The organism is Metasolibacillus sp. FSL K6-0083, assembly GCF_038630865.1.
GTDB classification, from domain to species: Bacteria; Bacillota; Bacilli; order Bacillales_A; family Planococcaceae; genus Metasolibacillus; species Metasolibacillus fluoroglycofenilyticus.
Window position 1 is genome coordinate 1,506,026 of the sequence record NZ_CP152046.1, and the last position, 25,132, is coordinate 1,531,157.

Genomic DNA, 25,132 nt, shown 5'->3' on the forward strand with positions numbered 1-25,132 from the left:
TATAATAAAAGAGCTGTCCCAAAGACAGCCCCCTTCTATCAATTATAGCTTGGCGTAATTGCAGAAACCGTCACGTTCTGTAATAACGGTTAACTGACCTGCATCACGCAGGCCTCCCTTCAAAATCTGTGACATCCGCCAGAGGCTTTAGACCAACGCGATGTTGGTCACTCAGCCGTTGCCGCAGGATGCGGTAGTCTTAGACTGAGTTCATCTTTATCAGCAAGTATCCCGCCACCTATAGAGATGGGGTACAAAAAACATTGCTGAAAGACGTTAAATGCAATAAAAACTTAATTCATTTTAATCTTAGGAAAAAGTCCCTAATCTAGTGTTATTACTTTACGAAACGTCCAAAAGGCAGTGCCTTAGCACGCTTTTTGGACGCTCCCTACTTAAATTATATAACTAATGACGATGAAAACACCTTGCTGAATAAAGCGTAATGCGAACAATGCAATAATCGGTGAAATATCAATCATGCCAAGCGGTGGAATGAATTTTCTAAAAAAGCCTAGATATGGCTCACAAAGCGTTGCTAAAAAACGCCCTACTGCTGAATCTTGTGCTGCTGGTATCCAAGACATTAAAATATAGCCAATTATCATAAATGTATATATTGTAAACACTTGGCCAATAATTTGATAAATAATCATATATATATCCTCACTAATTCTAAATATCTTCTAAGTAACTTGAGATTTCGCCCGACACTTCTACATTATCTGGTGTGCATAAGAAAATATCAACACCCACTCGTTGAATGTCCCCACCTAATGCATAGACTGTGCCGCTTAGAAAATCAATGATACGTCTACCTTGGTCAATGTCGATGCGCTGTAAGTTAACAATTGTCGCACGTTTATTTTTTAAATGCTCTGCAATATCCTGCGCTTCCGCATAAACACGTGGCTCAATAAGTATCACTTTTGAGCCTTTCGACGACGCAGCAGCTTGTAAACTAACTACATTATTGACCGTTTGTGGTGGTACAGGCTCTTCATGTATTGAAATTTTACGTTCTTTTTTTACACGATTATTAACGACAGGCCTTGGCTGGTCTTGTTGCTTCGGTGGCTCGTATGAAGTTTTCGGCGTTGTTTGAACTGTTTCCATCTCTTCTTCTTCATCTAAGTAAAAGAAGTTTTTTATTTTATTTTTCATACTCATTTTTTATCCCTTCCTTCTAGCCAACAAGAGCTGTGCCAATTCTTACAAATGTCGCACCTTCCTCAACGGCAATCTCATAATCGTTTGACATCCCCATCGAAAGTTCTGTACAAGGTGCGTACGGCAGCTTTAGTGCCACAACTTCCTGCTGTAATTTTTTCAAATTGCGAAACACTGAACGGAGAAGCTGCTCATCAGCTGAATACGGTGCCATTGTCATTAAGCCAACAACTTCAATTTTTGTCATTTCACTTAAGCTATGGAGAAAGGCGATTGCTTCTTCAGCTGTCAAGCCATGCTTCGATTCTTCTCCTGATACATTTACTTGAACGAAGCATTTAACAACTTGCTCTGCTCGCTTTTCGATTTCCTCTGCTAAGCTTAAGCGATCCAATGAATGTAAGTAATCAATTTCGTTTATTACTTGCTTCACTTTGCGCGTCTGCAACGAACCAATATAATGCCAGCTTGCTGCTTGTTGTATAGCTTCTCTTTTCGCAAGCAATCCTTCTGGGCGATTTTCCCCTAAATGTAACAGGCCTGCTGCAATTGCTTCATTTGTGCGCTCTACGTCAACCTCTTTTGTCACTGCGACAATATGCACTTGCTGCTGCGCACCACTTCGCTCTTGCGCTTGTTTTATATTCTTTTGAATTTGCTCTAAATTTTCAATAATTTTTGTCAATTTACTCCCAACTTTACAACAATAATTTATTTTACCTTGAATATCCGAAACCTACCTTGAACAGTACAATTAATTCTTTTTAAAAAACTTCATGTTTTTTGTAATGATTAATACGGAGATTGCTTACAATCTATTTTATTTCATTGTAACAAGCCTATTGTGATTTATCAATGAATAGCTTGCTCTATCCCGCATTAACAAGCAATATTATTTTCAATTAATTTGTGTAAAAAGTGCTAAAATCCTAAATGAAGGTAATAACATTAAAGTTCCATTGATTCAACTTATGTCCATTGTCCTAGCGCATGTTATGACATTATTCCTTTGACTAAAATAACATCCTTCCCGATAGTTAAAATATCCTGAATAGCGATTTTTCGCGTTGCTTCTTCCGCCTGAAAAATATGCAATATTTTTTTCGGCTCTGCAACAAGAAAGCCCGTAATCATCCCACTTTTTTCGCAAATTTCAGCATCGACAATATAGCCGATAAAGCGCCCGCTTCCTGCCTCAATAATTTCCTTTTGCTGCGCAACAGAAAAACGCATAACATCCCTCCTGAATTGTAGACAATTGTGTCTGTGCCTGGCACCTTTTTGTGAAACAACAAAAATCCACTTACAACGAGTGCGTCTAAGTGGATTAGGCTCATTCTAATTTTATTTTCAAAAAGTCATTTAACTACTAGCTGTATAATAACTAACTGAAAAGAGGTGCGCCAGCCTGCTTTCCGGTTAGCTTACTCACTGCTGTAAATAATCTGATTGCATGAGTTCAATGGCGCTTTTTTCTAAGCGAGAAATTTGCGCTTGCGATATCCCTAGTGATTTTGCAATTTCTGTTTGTGTTTCACCGTAGTAAAAGCGCTTTGCTACAATTAACTGCTGCCTTTCGTCTAATTTTTGTAGACTCTCCTTCACTGAAACATAATCTACCCACTGTTCTTCCGATACCTCTCCCTTTAACTGGTCCATTAAATACATTGCATCGCCGCTATCTGAATAAATAGGCTCCTGCAATGAAACCGGGTCTTGAATTGCATCAAGTGCGAATAAAACATCTTCAGGCTTCATTTCAATTGCAGCTGCCAATTGCTCAATCGTTGGCTCATATAAATTTTCAGTAACAAATCTTTCTTTCGCCTGCATCGCTTTATAAGCAATATCTCTTAACGAACGTGACACCCGAAGTGCATGATGGTCGCGTAAATGTCTACGAATTTCACCAATAATCATCGGTACAGCATATGTCGAAAATCGGACATTATGCTTTAAATCAAAATGATCAATCGCTTTTAATAAACCGATGCAACCTACTTGAAATAAATCGTCTGCCTGCTCACCACGATATGAAAAACGTCCAACAATACTCAATACTAAACGTAAATTACAAATAACTAGCTCCTCACGTACAGCTACATTTCCTGCCTGTAATTGTATGAATAACTCACGCATTTCCTCATGCTTTAAAACTGGAAGCTTCGATGTATCCACACCGCATAGCTCTACTTTTGTTCGCATCAACTATTCCCCTCCGAACGATTATCTTTCGTTCAGTTTGTCCTCTTGCGATGTAGGCTATGCGTAAAAATTGGCGGCAAATTCATCCAAGTTATGCAATTGGCGCATTTAGATACTCTCTTAATTCCAGTATTATTTTTTTCTCTAATCTTGAAATATATGATTGCGAAATGCCTAAATGATCTGCTACTTCCTTTTGTGTCATTTCTTCCTTGCCATTCAATCCAAAGCGACATTCCATAATGTATTTTTCGCGTGGGTTTAGACAATTAATAGCGCTGAACATATGTTGACGTTCAATTTTACGCTCGACATCATTTGTAATAATGTGTACTTCTGTTCCTAAAATATCAGATAATAATAATTCATTGCCATCTGCATCTGAATTTAACGGCTCATCAAATGATACTTCACCCTTCATACGGCTTGTTTTGCGTAAATGCATTAAAATTTCATTCTCAATGCAACGTGAAGCGTATGTTGCAAGCTTTATATTCTTTTCTTTATTAAATGTCTCAATTGCTTTAATTAAGCCAATTGAACCGATACTAATTAAATCCTCAATCGGTGTACCTGTATTATCAAAGCGTCGCGCAATATAAACAACAAGACGCAAATTTCGCTCAATTAATGTATCTCTTGCAGATAAATCTCCATTCATAAAGGCTTCAACGACAGTTAATTCTTCTTCTCTAGTCAATGGTACTGGCAATGAATCATGTCCTCCTATATAGTATGTTCCTTTGCGAAAGAACTTACTCCAAATATTTTGCAAATACGCTACTAGTTTTTGAATCAATCATTCTCCTCCTTTATTGTTGATTGGAAAGCGCTAAAACATGAAGCATCATATCGGCTTGCTGCGGAAAATTGGCATCATTTTTGGTTAGTACGACATAGTGTCCGGTCACCTTTTCTTCATTAATCGTCCATTCTGTTAAACGAAATGCAGGTACAATCGCCTTATGCTGTACAGTTGTCAGTGGAATAAGGCGAATAGATGTCAACCATTCACGTGGAAACATGGATAAATTATAAGGTGCTGCTGCGTCCCATGAATTAATGGCATCATTAATGGTTGCAGGTAGCTTATCCTTAATCATGCGATAGGAAATAAAATGCACCGGCTGCTGACTAATAGGCTCCGTACACATATTTCCGGTATCTATAAAACCACGTAGCTGCAATTCTGTATCACCTAAATGCAATTTGCATGTCACTACATAGCTTGCCTGTATTTTTTGCTGCCAAAAGTCTCTCCACTTTATTTCTGCCCACTTTGAACTAAAAATAGCAAGTAAGCTACAAAGCGTGATATAAAAAAGCAATGAACGACCTGCCAAAAAAGGTTGTACCGCTGTTAATAAGCCTCCTAGAAATATAGTTGCCACAACAAGTACCGCTATTTGTTTCAGTAAAATGCGATATCGGAATGAAAAAGCAGTGCCTGCTAATAAAAGAGCACTTATGACACCTATGAATAATGATGGTGTAAAAATAGCACTAAATGTACCACTTATAAAAGCAGCAACAAGCGCTCGCTTTTTCGTCACATACACATTTGTTATTTTGCTAATAAACAAGACCAGTAAATAATTAAATAGTGTATTTATCAATACAAGCCATTCGCCAACCATGTATCGCTTCCTCCTGATTAGAAGCTTACCATTAACACTATGTTAGAAATTGTCACTTCATTGTATTCAACTAACAAAAAATTTAGACAAGAAAACGCAAAAAAATCGATGAAATGACAAAACATTTCACCGATTTTTTAATTTACAGTAGCTGCGCCGCTAGTTAGTTTGCAGTTGTTCATGGAATATTTGCAGCTTTTTAATTTTATTTGCGATTTCCTAAATATATTTGCGCCCATGCCCCGCTCCATTTTATTCACAATCTCTAGGCAACTATAGTTTTTCGAACTAACTGTCGCTTGATTTTCTAGCTATCTAAAAGACAAAAAAATCGATTTACCTTGAAAATAATAGAGTAAATCGATTTTTTAGTGCGCTGCTTGAGCAGCAATAATTTTAATAAGCTAAAACCATTGCCAAAACAGAACGTATGTGCTAAATTTGATTTATAAGCCATTCATAAGGATACAAAAAGTAATCTTATTTATCCGCGATTTCTACGATTGCGTAAAAATGTTGGAATGTCTAACGTATCTTCTTGCTGATAGTTTTGTGTTTGGCGCGGTGCTTCTTGCTGAACGGCCTCTTGACGTGATGGCTGTTGCTGTGCAGGAGCTTGTTGACGTGCTCCCATACTTGGTCGCACATTTTGACGCTGCGTTAGTATATCATCCGAGAAGCCTGTTGCAATAACAGTTACAATAATTTCATCGTCAAGGCTATCATTAATAACCGAACCAAAAATCATATTTACCTCTTCATCTGATGCCGAAGCTACAATATCAGCTGCTTCCTGTACTTCAAATAAGCTTAGATTTGTACCACCTGTAATATTCATTATCACGCCTTTTGCACCATCAATTGATGTTTCAAGTAGCGGACTTGAAATAGCTTTTTTCGCAGCTTCTGTCGCACGGTTTTCGCCGGAAGCAATACCAATCCCCATTAACGCAGAGCCTTTGTCAGACATAATTGTCTTAACATCGGCAAAGTCTAAGTTAATTAAACCAGGTGTTGCAATTAAATCTGAAATGCCTTGTACACCCTGACGCAATACATTGTCTGCTTCACGGAATGCCTCTAGCATAGGCGTTGATTTATCAACAATTTGCAATAGCTTATCATTAGGGATAACAATCAGTGTGTCGACAGCTTCTTTCATTGCGCCGATACCGCCAACCGCCTGTGTTTGACGCTTGCGTCCCTCAAATGAAAACGGACGTGTAACAACACCTACTGTTAATGCACCTAAATCACGTGCAATTTGAGCAATTACTGGCGCTGCACCAGTACCAGTTCCGCCACCCATACCAGCAGTAACGAATACCATATCTGCACCGCGTAATACTTCTTCAATTTGCTCTCGGCTTTCTTCGGCTGCTTTTTTACCGACTTCTGGATTTGCCCCTGCGCCTAATCCACGTGTGAGCTTTCCACCAATCTGTAATTTATGTTCAGCTTTTGATAGATTTAAAGCTTGAGCATCTGTATTTACTGCAATAAAATCTACACCTTGTACACCATGTTCAATCATACGATTAACAGCGTTATTACCGCCACCACCTACTCCAATTACTTTGATGACAGCAAGCTGATCACTACTTGTATCAAATTCTAACATTATTTCTCCTCCCACTTCGCTCGACTTTTAGCCCGAATTACTTACGCTACTTCTACTAATTGAAGTTCCACAATTATCGTAAGTCAACTATTCAAAAAATTTATTAAAAATATTTTTTGCTCTATCAATCACGCTTACTTTATTACTATTATCTGTATATTCTACTTGCTGAGATTGCTTTTTAGCAGGAGTCGATTGTGTCGTTGCCGCAATATATGGTGATGCATCTGTTATTGGACTTCTTCCGTAGAACTTATCATCCGCATATGCATAACGAATTAACCCTACCGATGTTGTAAACGCTGGATCGCGCACGCCAATGTAATCTGGCACAAACACGCGCACACGCGTCTGCATCACTTCTCGTGCAAGCTGTGCAATTCCTTCTAGCTGTGCTACGCCACCAGTAATAACAATACCTCCTGGCAAATCACGCACACCTAAGCGCGCTAATTCATCTAGCACTAGCTCAAACATTTCTTCTAAACGCACACCGATAATTTCGGCAATATAACGCTGGTTATATTGATCTGTTGTATCTGTTCCTACTACAGGAACTTCAAATAATTCGTCATCTGAAGCATCGTCATAGAAGGCATGTCCAAACTGTCTTTTTATTTTTTCAGCTTGTTCTGTCGGTGTTTTTAAGACAATTGATAAATCTTTTGTAATATGCTCTCCGCCTACTGGGATAACCCCTGTATGCTTTAATAAGCCCTCCTCAAAAACAGCGATTGTTGTTGAACCTCCACCTAAATCGATGTAAGCTGTACCTTGATTCTTTTCATCTTCTGTTAAAGCAAAATAACCTGCCGCTAAAGGCTGTAAATAAATTTCTCGAATTTGTAATCCAGCTCGTTCTACACAACGCAGCACGTTATGTAACAAAGTTTTCGAAGTCGTAATCATCGTTGCATCCATTTCTAAACGAATGCCTATCATACCGCGCGGATCTTTAATTTCATCAAGATTATCCACAATAAATTGCTTAGGTATTAAGTTCACTAATTCACGTTCTGGTGGGATAGACATTACTTGTGCAGATTCGATGACGCGCTCTAAATCATCATCGCCAATTTCACGATTTTCACTGTTTACAGCAACAACACCCTTTACCGGTTGTAAAAATGTTTGATTTGCTGGTACTCCTAGTATAACATCGTGTATTTTAATGCCCGTCATTCTTTCAGCCTGCTCAACTGCTTTTTTAATTGATTGTACTGTCGCATCAATATCAACAATGGCGCCTTTACGAATTCCAGTCGATTTTACGTGACCGACACCAATTACATGTAATTGTTGCTCGCTCATTTCACCTATTAGCACTTTAATAGAGGATGATCCGATATCCAGCGAAATATATATATCTTGTTGACTCAACTCGCTGCACCTCCTTCTAATACTCCTAATGTTCATTCTATTGCAATTTTTCGCTGTTGTCTAAGCTTATTCGCTTTTGTAACGAAATTTTAATGAGATTCATATATTTTCTCTTGCTTTTTTGCTTTTCGCTCATCAAGCTTCGTTAATACAATCCGTCGAATGACTGCTATATTTTGAAAAAGTCGAACGCCGAATGCAAAAATTGCCGCTAAATATAAATCAACCCCGATATGGACACCTAAAAAGGCAAGCCCTGCCGCAAGGGCTATATTAAAGAAAAAACCTGAGATAAACACTTTATCATCGTATACTTCCTGCAACTTTGCCCGTATACCACCAAACATTGTATCAAGGGCAGCTAATACAGCAATAGATAAATAATTTTCATATACCGCCGGAATTTGAATATCCGTTAGCAAACCTAGCGCAATACCTAAAATCAGTCCTAAAAGTGGCAGCCACATATTCTAATCCCCTTTATTCGTCTCACTCAAATAGCTGCTTGTTATTTGAGTTGCTATATTTTTAATTGAAATAGAGCTTTCTACCTCATTTACAACGAGCTCTAAGTTATCAATGTAAAACTCGTCCATCAATGAGGATGATAGTAAATAATTGTACAATCTTTGCGCTAGTTCTTCAGATGGCATAATTATTTTAATTTCTACATCAGTTTTACTGATTGGTACGCTATTTATTGTCGTGACGCCGTTAATCTCCCGAATAGCCGAGGTATGTAGCAGCCTTTGTTTGTCAATTTCGACATATTGACCACCATTACGGTAAATATCATTGACTAATCGAAAGAGTAGCTCTGGAGAGATGGCTTCAATCTGATAGCCATACTCAATTAATTCTTTAGCAGGCTTTATCTTCAATGTTAAACCTGGCCCTGTAACAGGCAGTAAGCCTATTTGACGATGCAAATCAGTTACTGTTTCTCGCAACACTAGCTCCGGGTCGCTTGATTCAACATCCTCATATTTCCGAACGACTTCATTCAATGCTTGAATATTCGTCAATAGCTCAGAATGTCGCTTTTTCTCCTCTGATAGTGCTTGCCGTATTTCCCAAATATCTCTTGTATCTCGCTCTTTCGGATTTTGCATCGTATTATATTGCACTGCTAGCATAAAACCAATGACAAAGGAAATAAGTGTAATATGCAGGTTTTTATTATTTTTCATTTACCTCCCCCCTCAACTTTCTGCCGTATTGGAAGGCATAGAAATGATACTGCTTTTTTCAAAAGTAACACTAATTCGTTCATTTAGTAATTGATCAAAAACTCCCCCTGAAATTTCTAAAGATGCAATTAATGTATCCGGCTCTCCAATCGCCTCAATAACAAAGGGGGCAGGTGATTGTTTTCCATCAATTGTAATTACAGGACCGTTACAGCTTATATAAGAGTTTGTTTTTAGGCGTTGACCATTAATGGCAATGGCTTCTGCCCCCGCAATCTTCAGCTCCGTTAGTACTTTGAAAATATGGCTTTCATGTACAATATAATCGTTTGGGTTTGTTGAATTTGGATCATATTCACCATCAGCTAGTGTTAGACGGATACCTTGTCCCTGTCCAGCAATGTCACCAAGTAAAAGCCGTAAACGCTCCGCCTCAGCGACTAAATCCTCATGCTGCTCTGCACTTGATGTTAACTGCTTTTCATAGTTGCGAATCGTTTGTTGCAAATAATTTAGCTCGTCCGTCAGCTCTTTATTACGTTCCTGCTGTGTAATGAGCTCTTCACGATACGTTTCCTGTTGCTGAAAATAAATCGGTGAACTTGAACTTAGTTTTTTATTATCCTTCGTCAAATTATAAGAAATACCGATAATAAAACCAATCATGATGGAGACGATGAGCATAATAAAGTATTTACGTTGAAACAAGGATGGTCTGTTATTCTTCTGATTGTTCTTCATTTTGCTCCGCTCCTTGCTGCTCGTCCTCTGCTTCCTCTATCTTTTTATACTCCTCCAAATAAGAGCGATAATATGAGCCTACTTCAATATCAATAACACCCTTTTCATAGCCCTCTGTATTTTCAATCCATGCAACAAACGATGGATAATAGTTAAGCTTACTGGCAAGTGTTGTGATTTCTGCGCGCACTTCATAGCCATCATTCATAAATAATGTTACAGCGTAAGGGTCTGTGCTTGTTGGTGTTGCTTTAATTTGCGAAATCATCGACAGCACTTCTTTATCGAGCTTCGCTAGTTCCTTTAATAAACGCTTTCGTATTTTCTCATCGTCAAATTGAAGGAATATTGGTGCATCAATCGGTAATAGCTGACCTTGTAAAGGTAAAATTATGCCATTTTCCAACATCGGGTAAAAGTCATTGTCCTTCGCAATATAAGCCACTTTGCTCCATTCCTCTATCGAGATGGAAACGGTCGTAAGCCATTTTCGTTTGACGGTAACAGCCTTTACCCAATCTAACTTCAATATTTGCGCCTCGATATCTCCTTCCCGAAAGCCCCACATCGAGTCACCTATATTTAAGCCTGATTGCTCCTTATAAAATGTCGTATCTTCAATGCTTCCCCCGGTCACATCAATTGTTTTAATATCACTATAAGGTGATTGGAAATAAAGGAGTAAAAACAAAATAACACCGAAAACTGTGGTCAGTAAAATAAATTTAATATTCGAGCGACGCCGGCGTTTCGCGCGAAGTGTAGGGATGCGTTCTTCTATATCGATTACTTTTTTCAATTTTTACTCCTCCTTCCTGTTGTATTCGTGATTTTAATGATAAGAGCGACCGTTAACCAAATGACGATTAATGACGTTCCACCGTAGCTAATAAATGGTAAAGTAACACCCGTCACTGGCAGTAAGCCGATAACTACTCCGATATTTAAGCAAGTTTGTAAAACAAGCATCGTCGTTAAGGCGCTAATCATATAAAACTGCTCTAAGCTATATGCCCTGACAGATAGCGCATAGCCACAATAAAATAAAGTGGCAAATAAAGCTAAAATGACTGCTCCCCCGACAAACCCCATTTCCTCCAATATAATTGAGAAAATAAAATCATTTTGTGGCTCTGGTAAATATAAATACTTTTGACGACTTTGCAAAAAACCATGTCCAAATAAGCCGGCGGGACCGATGGCCATTAAAGATTGCACCGCCTGAAAGCCACTTCCTAGCGAATCAGACCACGGATCTAAAAAGGATTGAATTCGCTTTAAACGATATGGCGCAGAGATGATAAGCCCTGCTAAACCTGCAACACCTGCAAGCATTAAAAATATATAAAGCTTAATCGGATATTTTGCGATAAAAAGCAAAATAAAGGCCGCGACAACTAAAATAAATACAGAGCCAAAATCAGGCTGAAGCATTATTAGGAGAGCTGGTAAAAATAAAATAACAAAATGCTCTAGCTTAACGACTCTTTCAAAGGATTTAACCTTCGCTAAACGGACACTTAAATATAATAATGTCGTGATTTTTACAAGCTCTGCTGGTTGAATCGTTAAAGGACCAATTCCAATCCAGCTCCTAGAGCCATTACGCCAAATACCGATGCCGGGTATTAATACGATAATTAACAGCGCTAAAGAAAATAAATAGAGCATGAAAAGCTTTTTTTCTGTTAGCTCTGGCCCTTTTATAATGCTAAAAAAAACAATACACGCTAGAACAAAATAAATAATTTGCTTTATATAAAAAGGCGTTTGTCCTTCATAATGAACGGAGCTCCAATATGTACTGGCAGAGTACACAAACACAATCCCTATAAGTGTCAACATCAATGCACAAAAAACAAATAGCTTTTGGTAATGGTGCGTCAGTAAGGGCATCCTTTCTTATAGAACTTTTAAGTAAGCTTCATTACAGCATCAATAAATACGTCGCCTCGGATTTCAAAGCTTGCATATTGATCCCAGCTTGCACAAGCAGGGGAAAGCAGCATAACGTCACCTGCTGTCACAAGCTTGGCGGCATACATTACAGCATCCTCCACATTCGTTGCAGCAACAGTTTGTTCAATACCACATGATTTAGCAAAATCGATAAAACGTGCACCTGTTTCACCAAAGGCAACAACTGCCTTCACATTGTCTATTACATCGCGTAGCTCTTCAAAGGAATGGCCGCGGTCTAAGCCGCCTGCTAACAAGACAATCGGCTGCGTAAATGCCGCAAGTGCACTTTTCGTTGCAAGGCAATTCGTCGCCTTTGAATCATTGTAAATTTGCACACCTTGCCAATTACGAACAAATTGTGTGCGATGCTTTACACCTGTAAATGTAGCTAAAGTAGCTTTTATCGCAGCAATAGGGCAGTCCATTAACAAAGCAGCAGCAACAGCACATAAAATATTTTGTAAGTTATGCTCTCCCGGCAAGACGATGCCAGAACGATCCAATAAATGCTCACCCTGCCAATAAATAGCTGTCCTATCAGCACTAATTCCTGTAGCTGCCTTTCCATTTGTCGTAAAAGGTATTTTTTGTGCTCTAGACTGTGCTGCATATTGTTGTACAAGTGGCTGGTCTGCATTGTAAATGAAATAATCTTGCTCATTTTGATTACGTGTAACGGCAAATTTTGCATTTGCATATTCTTCAAACGAGCTATGATAATCTAAATGAGCCTCATAAATATTCGTTAAAATAGCAATATGCGGTTTAAATGTGCGTGTTCCCATTAATTGAAAGCTAGATAACTCCGTTACAAGCACCTGCTCTTTCGTTGCTGTAGCTGCAACACTACATGCAACGGTTCCAATATTGCCGGCAATTAACGGTTGTTTTTGACCATGCTCAAGTATTTTAAACAATAAGGTTGTCGTTGTTGTTTTACCATTAGAGCCTGTAATTCCAATAAAAGGAGCCTCACTTACTAAATATGCTAGCTCCATTTCAGTAATGACTGGTAATTCCCGATTAATTGCATCAGCTACAATCGGGTTGCTGTACGGGATGCCCGGGTTTTTGACGATTAATTCAAAGCCCTCATCAAGTAAGTCCTCTGGATGACGTCCACAAATAACTGTAATTCCCTTCGATAAAAGACTTTGCGCCTCTGGATTTGCATCGAATGGCTTGGCATCATTCACTGTGACAAATGCGCCAAGCTCATGCAACAGCTCCGCTGCAGCAACACCACTTTTTGCTAGGCCTAATACAAGTATTTTTTTATATTGCAAACCTGTATATTGAATCATAAAAACGCCTCCATCATTACTGCGATTAATGCAACAGCTAACCCTGTAGACCAAAACACTAAAACAACCTTCCATTCTGACCAACCAGACAATTCAAAATGATGATGGATAGGGCTCATTTTAAAAATACGTTTTTTACGTAATTTAAAACTACCCACTTGCAAAATAACAGACAATGTTTCAATTACAAACACTAGACCAATCAACAGTAGTAAAAGCTCTGCCTTCACTAAAACTGAAATCATAGCAAGCGCGCCACCCAATGCTAACGAGCCTGTATCACCCATAAAAACCTTTGCAGGATTGGCATTAAAAATCAAAAATCCTAACAGAGCGCCTGTAATAGCAAAGGCAACTAAAGCAATATCCGCCTGTTCATTAAATAAAGCAATGACACCGAAGGCAGCAAAGGCAATCGAGGCCGTTCCTGCTACAAGACCATCTACTCCATCCGTTAAATTGACCGCATTCGAGAAGCCTACAAGCCAAAAGATTAAAAAGCCAACATAAAATAAGCCGAAATCAATCGTGTAATCTGTAAACGGAATTTCAACAGCCGTATTAAAAGTTCCTAATCGTAATAACATAAATGCAGCGATGGAAATAATAATTTGCCCAATTAGCTTTTGCAGTGATGTCAAGCCTAAATTACGTTTAAAAATCACTTTAATCCCATCATCTAAAAAGCCAATCACACCAAAACCGACTAATACAAGTAATAGCACGACTGTTTGTGTCGTAAATAAGTTAAACATATTTCCTGTAACCAATGTAGTAGCAATAATTGCCAGCAAGAAAATAATGCCACCCATCGTTGGTGTACCTGCTTTTTTAAGATGAGACTCTGGTCCTTCTTCTCGAATACTTTGACCAAATTTTAATCGTCGTAAAAGTGGAATAGCAATGGGTGCTAAAATAACGGTTAATATGAATGCTGTTACTAGAATGGTCAATGTTGTTGCAAGTTTCATGTTAAATCTCCTTTAAATTCATCAATCTTCATTTTTTTCATCTGTTAAATATAAATGCAATGTTCCTTGCTGCTCAAGCTTACTTCCCGCAGCAGGCAATTGTTCGGAGACAATCGTTCCCTCACCGTGCCACTCAATCGTCAATGGATAGTGTTGCTGCACTACTTCATCCACAGTTTTCCCGACAAAATCAGCTACCTCTACCATAATAGGATCTGTCCAAACCGTTACTTTTTCAATTTGTTCTTGTGATTTTTCAATGCCAACAATCGGTGCTACATCTTCTATAATTTGCCCAACAATCGGTGCGGCAATCAGACCGCCGAATTGCAAATGGTTTTTCGGATTATCAATTGCTACATAGACGATAATTTCTGGGTTATCTGCTGGGGCAAAGCCAATAAATGATACAATATAATCCCCTTCTTTATATCGTCCATTTTCTACCTTTTGTGCTGTTCCCGTTTTTCCACCTATGCGCAAGCCTTCGCGAAATGCTTGCTTACCAGAGCCCTTTGCTACAACAGACTCTAATGCATGACGCACTTGTGCGGATGTTTGTTCACTTATTACTTGGCGTTTGGCCTCCGGTTTATTTTCTACAATCACTTCTCCATCATCTGCGACTATGCTTGAAACAACATATGGCGTATAAAGGGTACCACCATTTATTGCGGCTGCAACAGCTTGCATTTGCTGAATTGGTGTCACAGAGATACCTTGACCAAAGGATGTAGTCGCATGCTCAACAGGCCCAAATGCCTCTTTCGAAAATAAGATGCCGCTCGCCTCACCAGCTATATTAGAGCCTGTTTTTTGCCCGAAGCCGAAATCTTTAATATATTGCAGTAGCTTTTGTGCACCAACACGTTGTCCTAGCTCGATAAAGCCCGGGTTACAGGAGTTTTCAACAACTTCTAAAAAAGTCTCATCCTTATGCCCCTCCCGTTTCCAGCAGCGTAAACGTGCACCTTCTACCATGGTGTAGCCCGGGTCATAAAAATGGTCATTTTCAAGGTCAACAACACCTTCTTCTAGCGCAGCACTCAGCGTAATAATTTTAAATGTAGAACCTGGCTCATAAGTCATAAAAACAGGCAAATTACGATTGTAAATCGTTGAATCAACATTTTTAAAATCTGCTGGGTCATATGTTGGGAAAGAGGAAAGCGCTAAAATCTCACCCGTATTCGGATTCATCGCAATACCAATTGCTTGGTCTGCATCATAGCGCTGCATCGCCTGTAATAATTCTCGTTCCATCACTTGCTGTATCGTTAAATCAATCGTTAGCTGTACCGTTGCTCCTGCCGTCCCCTCTTTCCACTCATCATCGACATGTGCCATTTCAACATTTTTAGCATCCGTAAATAAGCGAATCGCAGCATTATTACCTGTTAGCATTTCATTATATTCATATTCAACGCCAGCCAAACCTTGATTATCATAGCCTGTAAAACCTAAAAATCTTGATAACAAAGAGCCGTATGGATAATGTCTTATATAGTCTACTCCACTATAAACACCTTTAATGTGCAAGGCTTGTATTGCTTCCACCTGCTCCTCCGTAATGTTTTTACCTTCTGGCGCAAGCTTCACTAAGTAGACAGGCTTTTGCATTTTCTCAAGCAATTCCGCTTCATCCGCCTTTAAAATAGATGCTAATTGCTTAGCAGCGAGTGCAATATCATCGCTTTGCTTTGGAATAAAATAAAGGGTCGGTGCTAGTTTATTCGTTACAATAATTTCATTTTCACGATCTACAATACTTCCACGCTCTGTCACGAACGGAATTTCTCGATCCCAGTTGGCCTTTGCTAGCTCTGTTAAATGTTCATGTTGGAAAATTTGTACATAGATTAATCGGACGATAATCGCCAGTCCATATAAGAAAAATGCATAAATAACAATCTTCAAACGTTTTTTGGAAGGCAGTGAAATCCACTTCATTCGACACTCTCCGTTTTTAACAAAGTATGTATAGAAGTGGACTTCTATTCAGCTTTCTCTCAATTACGTTTCTATTAACTAGCACTTAATCTTGCGGTAGCTGCTCGCCCTCCTCATCCGTCTCCTCTACTTGTGGAGCGAAGGATTCCTCAGGTGTCTTTAACTTCACAACAATTGGTGCTGCATCTTGAATCGGTGTATTTTCTGAAACGCTTTGACTATCTACATAACCCTCACCAACGATTTCAATTGACAATCCAGATAAGGCTTTATAAATTAATACATTGCGTAATGACCAACCAATAAATGATGGAAGCGTAATCGTTCCATCTGTCTTTAAAAAGATGACGCTTCCTTTCGCTACTTCCAAACCTTGCACTGGATATTGCTCAATAATTTGTCCACCTTCACCAATGATGATTGGCGTTAACCCTTGATTAATTAGCTCTACTTGTGCACTTTCAGCTGTTTGTTTCGTATAATCAGCTAATTTTGTCATTTGCACTTCTGCAACTTCTTCAGGATTAATATTGAAATATTTCAAGCTATTTTCCATAACCATTTTAAATACGGCAGAAGTTGGCTCTGAGCCACCCTCTGTTTCAGCTAGCTTCGGCTTTTTGACCGCTATATACATAATAAGTTGCGGGTCATCGACTGGAGCCATTCCTAAAAATGAATAAAGATAATTATTTTTCCCAAAATAATAACCTCCACCACTTTCTTTAGCAATTTCCGCTGTCCCTGTTTTACCAGCAACCTCATAACCATCCAATGCGAAGCGTTTTGCTGTACCAATTTCGCTCGTTACCGTCGATGCTAGAATGTCCCGCACTTGCTGCGCTGTTTCTGCTGATACAGGCTGACCTTTTACAATCGGCTCATCATCTAAGATGATTTCTCCTGAACTCGGGTCAACGATTTTATCGATTACATATGGTTGCATCATTTTTCCTTCATTTGCGATAGCAGTCATAGCTTGAATCAACTGCATTGGTGTCACAGTAGATCCTTGTCCGTAGGTTGTCGTTACTTTATTAATTGGATACCTAGATAGTAATGTACCTGTCGCTTCCCCCGGTAAATCAATCCCTGTTTTTTGACCGAAGCCAAAGCGATCTAAATAATTATAAAAAGTATCTGCTCCCATAATTGTTAACATATGAGCCATTCCTGTGTTAGAGGAACGCTGGAAGCCCTGTAAATAAGTAATTTCCCCCCAGCCCACTCTGTTATGGTCACGAATTGTACGGTCTAACACCGTATATTGACCTGATTGGAACGTTGCATTTGGATGCCAATTGCCTGAATCAATAGCTGCTGCTAATGTAAAAATTTTCATCGTTGACCCCGGTTCAATGACATTTTCAATCGTTTCATTCAACCAATTGCTTTCTAAGCCAATACGGTCTGCAGGGTCAAAAGTTGGACGCTGTGACATTGCTAAAATTTCACCTGTTTTTGGATTAGCCACAATAGCTGTCATCGATTCAGGTTGGTATTGCTGGTCAACCTGTGTCATCGCTTCTTCCAAAAAGTTTTGAATTGTTTTATCTAATGTTAAATAAATTTCCGCCCCATTTTTTGCAGGCTGAATCATTTTTTCACTGTTCGGCAATAAATAGCCTTTAATATCGCTATCATAGGAAATGGAGCCCGGTGTCCCCGTCAACTCTTCATTATACGTATACTCCAGCCCCATTTTACCAACTGTTTTAAAGGTATCATCCTCTTGCTTTTCTTCTAAAGCAAAGCCGATTAAATGAGATGCAAATGGACCATTTGGATAATAGCGCTTCGTATCCTCTATGAAAATAATACCTGGTAGCTTGTGCTCTGCGATGGCCATTCTCGTATCATAGCTAATTTTGCGCCCAGCTGCTCCAAACTCAACTTGATACGGATCTCCATCTCTCGTCAATATTTTATAAATATCTTGCTCTTCCATCGAAATATATTGGGCTAGCACTTTCGCTGTTTCTGCTGGGTCAACAACATGCTTTGGATTGTCAGGATTTGTCGTCACAGACTCTTTTACGACTGCGACAAGCTTATAAGCCAATGTATCTTCCGCGATAATATTATTATTGCGGTCTAATATACGTCCCCGGTTTGCTGCTAGCGGCACTTCGCGTGCATATTTAGCTGCCGCCTCAGCTTCCAATGAATAACCATTAACTTCATTGGCAGTTTGCAAATGAACAATGCGCCAAAATAATAACAAAAAGAGCCCTCCGTATATTAAAAACATCAGGAAGGCTCCTTTTTGGAAACGAAATGTACTCTTTTTCATTCTCCCGGCACTACCTTTACATTTTTCTCGTTAAGAGTTAAACCGAGTTCTTGTGCTTTTTTCAAAATTCGCTCATAAGCCGACAACTCACTAACCTGCACTTTAAAGCCTACATTTTCATTCGCAATTACGGAGATTTCTTTTTCTACTTGCTGTATTTCCATACTTGTTGTTTGGATTTTACTTTGTGTATGTAGGATTGCAACTGCCATTATTGCTACAATAATTACGAATAACATATAGAGTAATTTTTCGCGTTTAGAAATTAGTCCTTTATGTTTTTTGTAGCTCGTCTTTTTGCTAGGCTGTTTTTCTGGTTGTTGTGGTTGTGGTGATATTACTGGCTGTTGAATATACGGTTGTTGCCTTACGCGTACTGCCATGGTCATCCACTTCCTTTATTTATTTATTTTTTCGGCGATGCGCAACTTCGCTGAACGTGAACGGTTATTCGCTTCTAGCTCTTCATCCGTAGGTATAATCGGCTTTTTCGTAATTAATTTTAGTGTTGGTTTCATATCCTCTGGTATGATTGGTAAACCAGGCGGTAATTCTGGTAATGAAGAAGCTTCTTTAAAGATTGTCTTGCAAAGACGGTCCTCTAATGAATGGAACGTAATCACACTGATTCGTCCACCAATCGTTAATAAATCAATCGCATCTACGAGAGAATCCTCCGCTGCCCCAAGTTCATCATTTACAGCAATGCGAATTGCTTGGAATACACGCTTTGCAGGGTGACCTCCGGTGCGTCGTGCCGCGGCTGGTATACCCTCTTTAACTAGTTCCACTAATTGCCCTGTTGTTTCAATAGGAGAGAGTTTTCGCGCTGCTTCGATTTTGCGTGCAATTTGCTTTGAAAATTTCTCTTCGCCATAACGGAAGAAGATTCTTACTAAATCCTCGTATGACCATTCATTCACTACATGAAATGCTGTTAATTCCGCACTTTGATTCATGCGCATATCAAGTGGCGCATCATGATGGTAACTAAAACCTCTTTCTGGTGTATCGAGTTGTGGGGAAGATACACCTAAATCGTATAAAATTCCATCTACTTGTTGAATATTTAGTGCATACAGCTCGTCCTTTACATATCTAAAATTTGCATGGACAAACGTAACACGATCTAAATATTTTGCTAATCGCACTTTTGCATTTTCAATTGCCGTCATATCTTGATCAAAACAAATAAGCTTTCCATTTGGAGACAGTTGCTGTACGAGGTATTCGCTATGACCAGCGCCCCCTAATGTGCAATCCACGTATACCCCATCAGGATTGATGTTCAACCCATCAACCGTCTCCTTCAATAATACAGTTGTATGATTGAACATAGTCTTTACTCCTTTAACGCTTTAAAAATCAAAGCCTATCATATTTTCTGCTATTTCGTTAAATGATGCTTCAGATTCATCATAGTATGTGTCCCAAGCTTCCTTCGCCCAAACCTCTATCCTGCTTGATACACCTAATACAACACACTCTTTTTCGAGATTTGCATATTGGATTAATGTAGCTGGAATATTTATGCGACCTTGCTTATCTAGCTCAACCTCCGTTGCACCTGAAAAGAAGAAACGCGCAAATGCACGTGCATCCTTTTTTGTCATCGGTAAGTTTTTTAATTTTTCTTCAAGCTTTCGCCATTCATCCATAGGGTAACCAAAAATACAGTTGTCCAATCCACGTGTAATGACAAACGTTTCACCTAGCGCTTCTCGAAATTTCGAAGGCACTATGAGACGCCCCTTTACATCAACGGAATGCACGTATTCCCCCATGAACATGCTACTCACCCCACTTTACTAATTAATGTACCACAAGCCCCCACTTTTCACCACCTATTCCTCGCATTTCTTCCCCTATAATAAGAAATTACGTAAATAGACCTTACTTCAACGAGGTGAACTGATAATATAAGCATATAAAAAAGCTATTCCTCAATAGAAATAGCCTTTTTATATCAAAGTGTTATATAGTTATGCTGGTCAGAAGGAACTAAATCTAGTTCAATAAGACTACCTACTAATGTAGGTCCATATAGGTTCAAATATTGATAAGGATTAAAGTAGCGTTCCTGTAAATTTTGGTTAGGGAAAAGCTCTGTTATCATCAGATTAAACTGCTTTATTTTCACATCATGTTTACCCAATATTTCTTGACCAATTTTTGCTGCTAAATAATCAAATTGTCTACAATGATATTGTTTATTTTTTTCGATAATATTGTTTAAATCTAATTGCTGCTCTCGTAAATGCTGCTCTAGTTCATTATATTGAGCAAGCAAATTTCGCTGCATTTCAGCAAGCTTTTCTTTAGCATTTTCATCCTGCACTTCTTCAATAAAACGATTTTTTAGTTGCTCTGCTTTCCCTTTCATTACATCAAGCACCGTTAACTCATTTTGTGCTAATAATGGCTGGACTGTGCGTGGCACTAAAGTAATATTCAGTCGCGGAGCAAATACAGGCATTTGTAAATGCAGCAAAGAAAATGCTGGCTTTAATGTCGCCCAATATGCTAGTTCACCCGGTCCACCAACAAAAGCTAATACTGGCATCGTCATTTCCTGCATTAAAGGACGTGTGACAACATTATTGCTTAATTTTTCAGGTGTTTGGCGCGCAACTTCTAGTAGTTGCTCCTTTGTCAGCTTAATAGACCCAAGTGCGTTTGTATAATAACCGTCTTTTCTTTCTAATAAAAAGCGTTCGCCGCCCTGTACAAAAAATAAATTGGCATTGCTCGCCACCGCCTCAATCGGCTTGCCATAACCAGCTTGGTTGAACGCCTCTTCCTGTGCTACAACGACCTGTGCAATTTCCTCATTATGCTCTATTAATCTTACGAAAAAATCAGCCTCATATTGACGGAATGCTGGAAACGCTGCATCTAACATAAGCAAGCCATACTTTGCAAACAGCTCATTCATCAATGCAGTGAAAAAGTCAGTAAACGTATCGCTAGCGTGTAAATGTGTTAGTACATTATGTAGTAAATCTTTTGTATACTCACTTTCTCCAAAGTCTGCAAAAACAGTGCGTACAAATGACTCCATCTCTTCTTTATTAATAGCTGTTGTAGAAGCCATTGTTTTGCGCTTAGAGCGCTCTTTATAAACACGCTTCTTTAATGTTGCATCCACCGTTGTATACGTATGGTTTATTTCCTCTAAATCATGGTCCTCCCCAGCAATCCAAAATAGTGGAATGACCTTCTTCTCAAGCTTTTCACGTTGCTGTCTTGCAAGCAGAATAACTGAAATGGCTTTATGCACTGAATAGAGTGGTCCTGTTAATACCCCTGCCTGCTGTCCTCCTACAATGACATAGGCTCCTTCTGCCAACTCTTTTAAATGACGTTCACATGCCTCCGATAAACCAAACGGCGTCATATATAGCTGAATGATTTTGCTTAATTGTGCTGTGTCATATGTTTTTGTCGTTAAATATTGCGCGCGTGCGTGAAAAGCATCATCACTATATACGTAATCAAAAAAATTATGTATAGTAGATTGCTTATCCCAATACTGTGCTAATATTTTATTTTGTACTGGTAAAACGTTTTGTTCCAGCTTCATTATGAAAACCCTCTCTATCCCTTACTAACTTCTAAATGATATGCCTCTTACTATGAAAGCTATTCAAAATATTCATCTCACCATCTCTATTGACAGGCCTCTTCTGTATCAATCTTCGGCAAAAGCATTTTTTGCATAAGATAACTTACTACATTGTATACGTTCTGTGGCATTTCGAAAAAGAATTTGCTTACACAGCGACATACTCCAATATATTTAATGTTAATCCAGCAATGAACACCAAAAAATAACTTATACTTAGCAGTATAAAATAAACACGCCATATTTTTTTTAGTAATTGCGGCACGACAATTTCTTTTTTCGTTCGCCAATCAATGTATGTAAAGGTAATTGCTATAAAAATAGCAATGATAATAAGTGGAATAACAATCGAAACACTCCAAATGCTTGCGACAGCTATTGGAACTGAGAAAAATAACAATAATGTAGCAATATCTGCAGCTAAACCAAATGCTTTTACATTGCTAAAACGCAGCTTTCGACATATAAAATAAGTGATAATAAGTGCAATTAAAGGGCAAATAATAATTATTGCTATTAAAAAAGCCAAAAACTTCACATTTTTTCACCGCTCTCCTCTATCGCTAATAATAAATAGTATAACACGCTAAGCGTTGGCACATCTGCACCCATTTTCTCAGCTTTTTTCATAATGGCACCAACAATCGTTTCAATTTCCGATTTGCGTCCTGCTTGTCTATCTGCTAGCATCGACGATATATTATTTGCAGTACGTTCACATAGTTGATAAACGGTCTGAAACGGAAATTTCTGCTGCATATATGGAAATGCCTGCATTAACTCCGTATACAATTGCTGCAATAGATGATACGCATACTCATTATGAATTAATTGCCCGTTTCTCACTTGCAAAAGTGCCGTTAACGGATTTACAAAACAATTGAGCAGCGCTTTTTCTAACAGCATTTGCTCAGCATCTTGCAATTGTTCTATGAAAAATGCCTCATTACAAGCAGCCTCAAAAATCCGAATAAAGTCATCATTTCCTCGCCCAACTGCTAATTTCAAAACGCCTATCCCACGATGATAAACCGTTGTCTCACCAACTTTCTCCGCGCCAAATTGTGCGGACCCAAACATTATATGCTGCTGCTTCAGCGCTAGCGCTTGCTCATAATGCAGCAAGCCATTTTGCATAAATAATAGCGGAACATCCGGTAACGTCGTCAATGTTGGTAAAAGAGCCTGCAAAGCATCATACTTAGTCGCAACAATAACCATCGCTCCTTCCTCAACAACTAACTGTCGCTCCGTCACAGCATCAACCTCAAAATTCCGCTGCTGCCCATCCATCTGAAAAAGCGTAACCCCATATGTACGAATTTCTGCCGCCTGCTCCTCCCGCCTTGTCACAACCGTTACCGCATAACCCGCCTTACGTAAAAAGCTTGCCATTAACAAGCCCACCGCACCCGCACCAATTACATAAACACATCTCATCCACTCACCCTCCATCTCAAATTGTCAGAATTGTTTGCGTGCCTGGCACCTAAAAAGCTGCTCCTACTTTCAGAGCAGCTTTACATTGCACTATTAAACTGGATAAACAGGATGCTTACGGTACGGTGGTAACACTTGCTTTGAACCGTAATAATGTAAGCGCTTCACTAATGTGTCGCGTAAATCCCCCGGCGCAATAATATCATCGATAACAAGCTCCGAAGCCAGCTTATATAAATCGATTTCTCGTTTGTATTCTTCGATTTTTTCTTTTACAAATTGCATACGCTCTTTCGGGTCTTCAATTGCTTCAATTTTATTTGAATATACCGCATTTACGGCTGCCTCAGGACCCATTACAGCAATTTGTGCTGTCGGAAGTGCGATACATACATCCGGCTCGAATGCTGGTCCACACATTGCATAAAGACCTGCACCATATGCTTTGCGCACAATAACAGAAATTTTAGGCACTGTTGCAGAGCTCATCGCTGAAATTAGCTTAGCCCCATGTCTTATAATACCCGCTCGCTCTACTTTTGTACCAATCATAAAGCCTGGTACATCTGCTAAAAACAGTAGCGGAATCGAAAACGCATCACATAATGTTATAAATTTCGCAGCTTTATCTGCCGAATCGACAAATAGCACGCCACCTTTTACTTTTGGCTGATTCGCAATAATGCCGACGACTTGCCCGTCAATTCTTGCTAAGCCTGTAATTAATTCAGGTGCAAACAGCTTTTTAATTTCAAAGAAGCTATTTTCATCAATTAATTGGTCAATGCATTCATACATATCAAACGGCGCATTTTGGTTTTCTGGAATAATTTCCTCCAATGTTCGTCCCGCAACAGGCTGAATCGCCTCTTGTAGAGGTGGCAATTGCGCAAAATTACTTGGGAAATAACTAATATACTGTCTCGCTAGCCCGATTGCCTCTTGTTCAGATGTGGCTAAAACATCCCCGCAGCCACTTACTGAGCAATGCATATGCGCTCCGCCCATTTCCTCTAATGTTACCTTCTCACCAATAACCTTTTCCGCCATACGTGGTGAACCTAAATACATAGAGGCATTACCTTCAACCATAATGACGATATCGCAAAACGCCGGAATATAAGCGCCACCTGCTGCGGAAGGACCAAATAAAATACAGATTTGCGGAACAAAACCGCTCATTTTCACTTGATTGTGGAATATTTTCCCTGCCCCACGTCGTCCTGGGAACATTTCAAGCTGGTCGGTAATACGTGCTCCTGCTGAATCGACTAAATATAACATCGGCACTTGTAGTTTTTCCGCCGTTTCCTGAATGCGAATAATTTTTTCAACTGTGCGTGAGCCCCATGAGCCTGCTTTAATTGTTGAGTCATTCGCCATAACGCAAACTGTTTCATTGTTTATTTTCCCGATAGCGCACACAACGCCGTCCGCAGGTAAGTCCCCTGCTTCACAATTGGCAAAGCGACCATCTTCTTCATATTGCCCATCATCGAATAACAAAGCCAAACGCTCGCGTACAAATAATTTATTTGTTTCCACTAGTTTATCGTGATATTTTTGCGCGCCACCAGCATAAATTGCATCAATTTTTTGCTGTAGCTGTTCATTATATTGTTTTGTCATTTTTTTCACCTCTT

At 39.1% G+C, this 25,132-nt stretch carries 25 protein-coding genes; all 25 read right to left on the reverse strand.

Annotation, left to right across the window (positions count from 1 at the left end):
• Window positions 1-395 precede the first annotated feature (395 nt).
• Window positions 396-656 (reverse strand): YggT family protein, encoded by a 261-nt coding sequence (locus MHB51_RS07195; RefSeq protein ID WP_066169813.1) that lies wholly within the window; start codon window positions 654-656, stop codon window positions 396-398.
• 19 nt (window positions 657-675) lie between these two features.
• Window positions 676-1,170 carry a cell division protein SepF gene (locus MHB51_RS07200; RefSeq protein WP_066169811.1) on the reverse strand — a complete coding sequence of 165 codons (495 nt, stop codon included), beginning with the start codon at window positions 1,168-1,170 and terminating at the stop codon, window positions 676-678.
• 16 nt (window positions 1,171-1,186) lie between these two features.
• Window positions 1,187-1,855: a YggS family pyridoxal phosphate-dependent enzyme gene (locus MHB51_RS07205; RefSeq protein ID WP_066169806.1), complete on the reverse strand. Its 669-nt coding sequence runs from the start codon at window positions 1,853-1,855 to the stop codon at window positions 1,187-1,189.
• Between the two features lie 308 nt (window positions 1,856-2,163).
• Complete coding sequence (locus MHB51_RS07210; RefSeq protein WP_066169803.1) at window positions 2,164-2,403, reverse strand: sporulation protein; 240 nt, start codon at window positions 2,401-2,403, stop codon at window positions 2,164-2,166.
• A gap of 195 nt (window positions 2,404-2,598) precedes the next feature.
• Window positions 2,599-3,375, reverse strand: coding sequence for an RNA polymerase sporulation sigma factor SigG (gene sigG / locus MHB51_RS07215; RefSeq protein ID WP_066169800.1), 777 nt, complete (start codon window positions 3,373-3,375; stop codon window positions 2,599-2,601).
• 91 nt (window positions 3,376-3,466) lie between these two features.
• Window positions 3,467-4,171 (reverse strand): RNA polymerase sporulation sigma factor SigE, encoded by a 705-nt coding sequence (gene sigE, locus MHB51_RS07220; RefSeq protein ID WP_066170302.1) that lies wholly within the window; start codon window positions 4,169-4,171, stop codon window positions 3,467-3,469.
• Between the two features lie 16 nt (window positions 4,172-4,187).
• A complete protein-coding gene (locus MHB51_RS07225) occupies window positions 4,188-5,012 on the reverse strand; it encodes a sigma-E processing peptidase SpoIIGA (protein ID WP_342559288.1) in 825 nt (274 codons plus the stop codon).
• Window positions 5,013-5,496: 484 nt separating this feature from the next.
• Window positions 5,497-6,633 carry a cell division protein FtsZ gene (ftsZ, locus tag MHB51_RS07230; RefSeq protein WP_066169794.1) on the reverse strand — a complete coding sequence of 379 codons (1,137 nt, stop codon included), beginning with the start codon at window positions 6,631-6,633 and terminating at the stop codon, window positions 5,497-5,499.
• A gap of 87 nt (window positions 6,634-6,720) precedes the next feature.
• A complete protein-coding gene (gene ftsA / locus MHB51_RS07235) occupies window positions 6,721-8,013 on the reverse strand; it encodes a cell division protein FtsA (protein ID WP_066169791.1) in 1,293 nt (430 codons plus the stop codon).
• An 89-nt stretch (window positions 8,014-8,102) separates the two neighbouring features.
• The gene (locus MHB51_RS07240) at window positions 8,103-8,480 is read right to left on the reverse strand and encodes a small basic family protein (RefSeq protein WP_066169788.1); all 378 of its coding nucleotides are present in this window, start codon (window positions 8,478-8,480) and stop codon (window positions 8,103-8,105) included.
• A 3-nt stretch (window positions 8,481-8,483) separates the two neighbouring features.
• Window positions 8,484-9,203, reverse strand: a complete 720-nt coding sequence (locus MHB51_RS07245; RefSeq protein ID WP_066169786.1) for a DUF881 domain-containing protein — start codon at window positions 9,201-9,203, stop codon at window positions 8,484-8,486.
• A gap of 12 nt (window positions 9,204-9,215) precedes the next feature.
• A complete protein-coding gene (locus tag MHB51_RS07250) occupies window positions 9,216-9,944 on the reverse strand; it encodes a DUF881 domain-containing protein (RefSeq protein WP_066169784.1) in 729 nt (242 codons plus the stop codon).
• Window positions 9,922-10,743: an FtsQ-type POTRA domain-containing protein gene (locus MHB51_RS07255; RefSeq protein WP_066169782.1), complete on the reverse strand. Its 822-nt coding sequence runs from the start codon at window positions 10,741-10,743 to the stop codon at window positions 9,922-9,924. Before MHB51_RS07255 ends, MHB51_RS07250 begins: the two co-directional genes overlap by 23 nt.
• Window positions 10,740-11,840, reverse strand: coding sequence for a putative lipid II flippase FtsW (ftsW, locus tag MHB51_RS07260; protein WP_066169777.1), 1,101 nt, complete (start codon window positions 11,838-11,840; stop codon window positions 10,740-10,742). The genes MHB51_RS07255 and ftsW overlap by 4 nt, the downstream gene beginning before the upstream one ends.
• Before the next feature lie 17 nt (window positions 11,841-11,857).
• Window positions 11,858-13,210, reverse strand: coding sequence for a UDP-N-acetylmuramoyl-L-alanine--D-glutamate ligase (gene murD, locus MHB51_RS07265; RefSeq protein WP_342559289.1), 1,353 nt, complete (start codon window positions 13,208-13,210; stop codon window positions 11,858-11,860).
• The gene (gene mraY / locus MHB51_RS07270) at window positions 13,207-14,181 is read right to left on the reverse strand and encodes a phospho-N-acetylmuramoyl-pentapeptide-transferase (protein WP_066169769.1); all 975 of its coding nucleotides are present in this window, start codon (window positions 14,179-14,181) and stop codon (window positions 13,207-13,209) included. Before mraY ends, murD begins: the two co-directional genes overlap by 4 nt.
• A 21-nt stretch (window positions 14,182-14,202) precedes the next feature.
• A complete protein-coding gene (locus MHB51_RS07275; protein WP_066169766.1) occupies window positions 14,203-16,131 on the reverse strand; it encodes a stage V sporulation protein D in 1,929 nt (642 codons plus the stop codon).
• 85 nt (window positions 16,132-16,216) lie between these two features.
• Window positions 16,217-18,424, reverse strand: a complete 2,208-nt coding sequence (locus MHB51_RS07280) for a penicillin-binding protein (protein ID WP_342559290.1) — start codon at window positions 18,422-18,424, stop codon at window positions 16,217-16,219.
• Window positions 18,421-18,807 (reverse strand): cell division protein FtsL, encoded by a 387-nt coding sequence (gene ftsL, locus MHB51_RS07285; RefSeq protein WP_066169761.1) that lies wholly within the window; start codon window positions 18,805-18,807, stop codon window positions 18,421-18,423. Before ftsL ends, MHB51_RS07280 begins: the two co-directional genes overlap by 4 nt.
• 15 nt (window positions 18,808-18,822) lie before the next feature.
• The gene (rsmH, locus tag MHB51_RS07290; protein WP_107942237.1) at window positions 18,823-19,761 is read right to left on the reverse strand and encodes a 16S rRNA (cytosine(1402)-N(4))-methyltransferase RsmH; all 939 of its coding nucleotides are present in this window, start codon (window positions 19,759-19,761) and stop codon (window positions 18,823-18,825) included.
• Window positions 19,762-19,782: 21 nt separating this feature from the next.
• Window positions 19,783-20,214, reverse strand: coding sequence for a division/cell wall cluster transcriptional repressor MraZ (gene mraZ, locus MHB51_RS07295; protein ID WP_066169755.1), 432 nt, complete (start codon window positions 20,212-20,214; stop codon window positions 19,783-19,785).
• 176 nt (window positions 20,215-20,390) lie between these two features.
• Window positions 20,391-22,007: a bacillithiol biosynthesis cysteine-adding enzyme BshC gene (gene bshC, locus MHB51_RS07300; protein ID WP_342559291.1), complete on the reverse strand. Its 1,617-nt coding sequence runs from the start codon at window positions 22,005-22,007 to the stop codon at window positions 20,391-20,393.
• A gap of 190 nt (window positions 22,008-22,197) precedes the next feature.
• Window positions 22,198-22,587: a DUF3397 family protein gene (locus MHB51_RS07305; protein ID WP_066169750.1), complete on the reverse strand. Its 390-nt coding sequence runs from the start codon at window positions 22,585-22,587 to the stop codon at window positions 22,198-22,200.
• On the reverse strand, window positions 22,584-23,489 hold the full coding sequence (locus MHB51_RS07310; protein WP_342559292.1) for a 2-dehydropantoate 2-reductase: 906 nt from the start codon (window positions 23,487-23,489) through the stop codon (window positions 22,584-22,586). The genes MHB51_RS07305 and MHB51_RS07310 overlap by 4 nt, the downstream gene beginning before the upstream one ends.
• 93 nt (window positions 23,490-23,582) lie before the next feature.
• The gene (locus MHB51_RS07315) at window positions 23,583-25,118 is read right to left on the reverse strand and encodes an acyl-CoA carboxylase subunit beta (RefSeq protein ID WP_066169740.1); all 1,536 of its coding nucleotides are present in this window, start codon (window positions 25,116-25,118) and stop codon (window positions 23,583-23,585) included.
• Window positions 25,119-25,132: the final 14 nt, after the last annotated feature.

Excerpts from the sequence above, each read along its gene's own strand:
- MHB51_RS07250 (WP_066169784.1), bottom strand. The coding sequence starts at position 9,944 with ATGAAGAACAATCAGAAGAATAACAGACCATCCTTGTTTCAACGTAAA.
- MHB51_RS07225 (WP_342559288.1), bottom strand. The coding sequence starts at position 5,012 with ATGGTTGGCGAATGGCTTGTATTGATAAATACACTATTTAATTATTTA.
- MHB51_RS07210 (WP_066169803.1), bottom strand. The coding sequence starts at position 2,403 with ATGCGTTTTTCTGTTGCGCAGCAAAAGGAAATTATTGAGGCAGGAAGC.
- mraZ (WP_066169755.1), bottom strand. The coding sequence starts at position 20,214 with ATGTTCATGGGGGAATACGTGCATTCCGTTGATGTAAAGGGGCGTCTC.
- rsmH (WP_107942237.1), bottom strand. The coding sequence starts at position 19,761 with ATGTTCAATCATACAACTGTATTATTGAAGGAGACGGTTGATGGGTTG.
- murD (WP_342559289.1), bottom strand. The coding sequence starts at position 13,210 with ATGATTCAATATACAGGTTTGCAATATAAAAAAATACTTGTATTAGGC.
- MHB51_RS07195 (WP_066169813.1), bottom strand. The coding sequence starts at position 656 with ATGATTATTTATCAAATTATTGGCCAAGTGTTTACAATATATACATTT.
- MHB51_RS07240 (WP_066169788.1), bottom strand. The coding sequence starts at position 8,480 with ATGTGGCTGCCACTTTTAGGACTGATTTTAGGTATTGCGCTAGGTTTG.
- MHB51_RS07245 (WP_066169786.1), bottom strand. The coding sequence starts at position 9,203 with ATGAAAAATAATAAAAACCTGCATATTACACTTATTTCCTTTGTCATT.
- sigG (WP_066169800.1), bottom strand. The coding sequence starts at position 3,375 with ATGCGAACAAAAGTAGAGCTATGCGGTGTGGATACATCGAAGCTTCCA.
- ftsW (WP_066169777.1), bottom strand. The coding sequence starts at position 11,840 with ATGCCCTTACTGACGCACCATTACCAAAAGCTATTTGTTTTTTGTGCA.
- MHB51_RS07280 (WP_342559290.1), bottom strand. The coding sequence starts at position 18,424 with ATGAAAAAGAGTACATTTCGTTTCCAAAAAGGAGCCTTCCTGATGTTT.
- MHB51_RS07310 (WP_342559292.1), bottom strand. The coding sequence starts at position 23,489 with ATGAGATGTGTTTATGTAATTGGTGCGGGTGCGGTGGGCTTGTTAATG.
- MHB51_RS07200 (WP_066169811.1), bottom strand. The coding sequence starts at position 1,170 with ATGAGTATGAAAAATAAAATAAAAAACTTCTTTTACTTAGATGAAGAA.
- ftsZ (WP_066169794.1), bottom strand. The coding sequence starts at position 6,633 with ATGTTAGAATTTGATACAAGTAGTGATCAGCTTGCTGTCATCAAAGTA.
- ftsL (WP_066169761.1), bottom strand. The coding sequence starts at position 18,807 with ATGGCAGTACGCGTAAGGCAACAACCGTATATTCAACAGCCAGTAATA.
- mraY (WP_066169769.1), bottom strand. The coding sequence starts at position 14,181 with ATGAAACTTGCAACAACATTGACCATTCTAGTAACAGCATTCATATTA.
- MHB51_RS07275 (WP_066169766.1), bottom strand. The coding sequence starts at position 16,131 with ATGAAGTGGATTTCACTGCCTTCCAAAAAACGTTTGAAGATTGTTATT.
- bshC (WP_342559291.1), bottom strand. The coding sequence starts at position 22,007 with ATGAAGCTGGAACAAAACGTTTTACCAGTACAAAATAAAATATTAGCA.
- MHB51_RS07315 (WP_066169740.1), bottom strand. The coding sequence starts at position 25,118 with ATGACAAAACAATATAATGAACAGCTACAGCAAAAAATTGATGCAATT.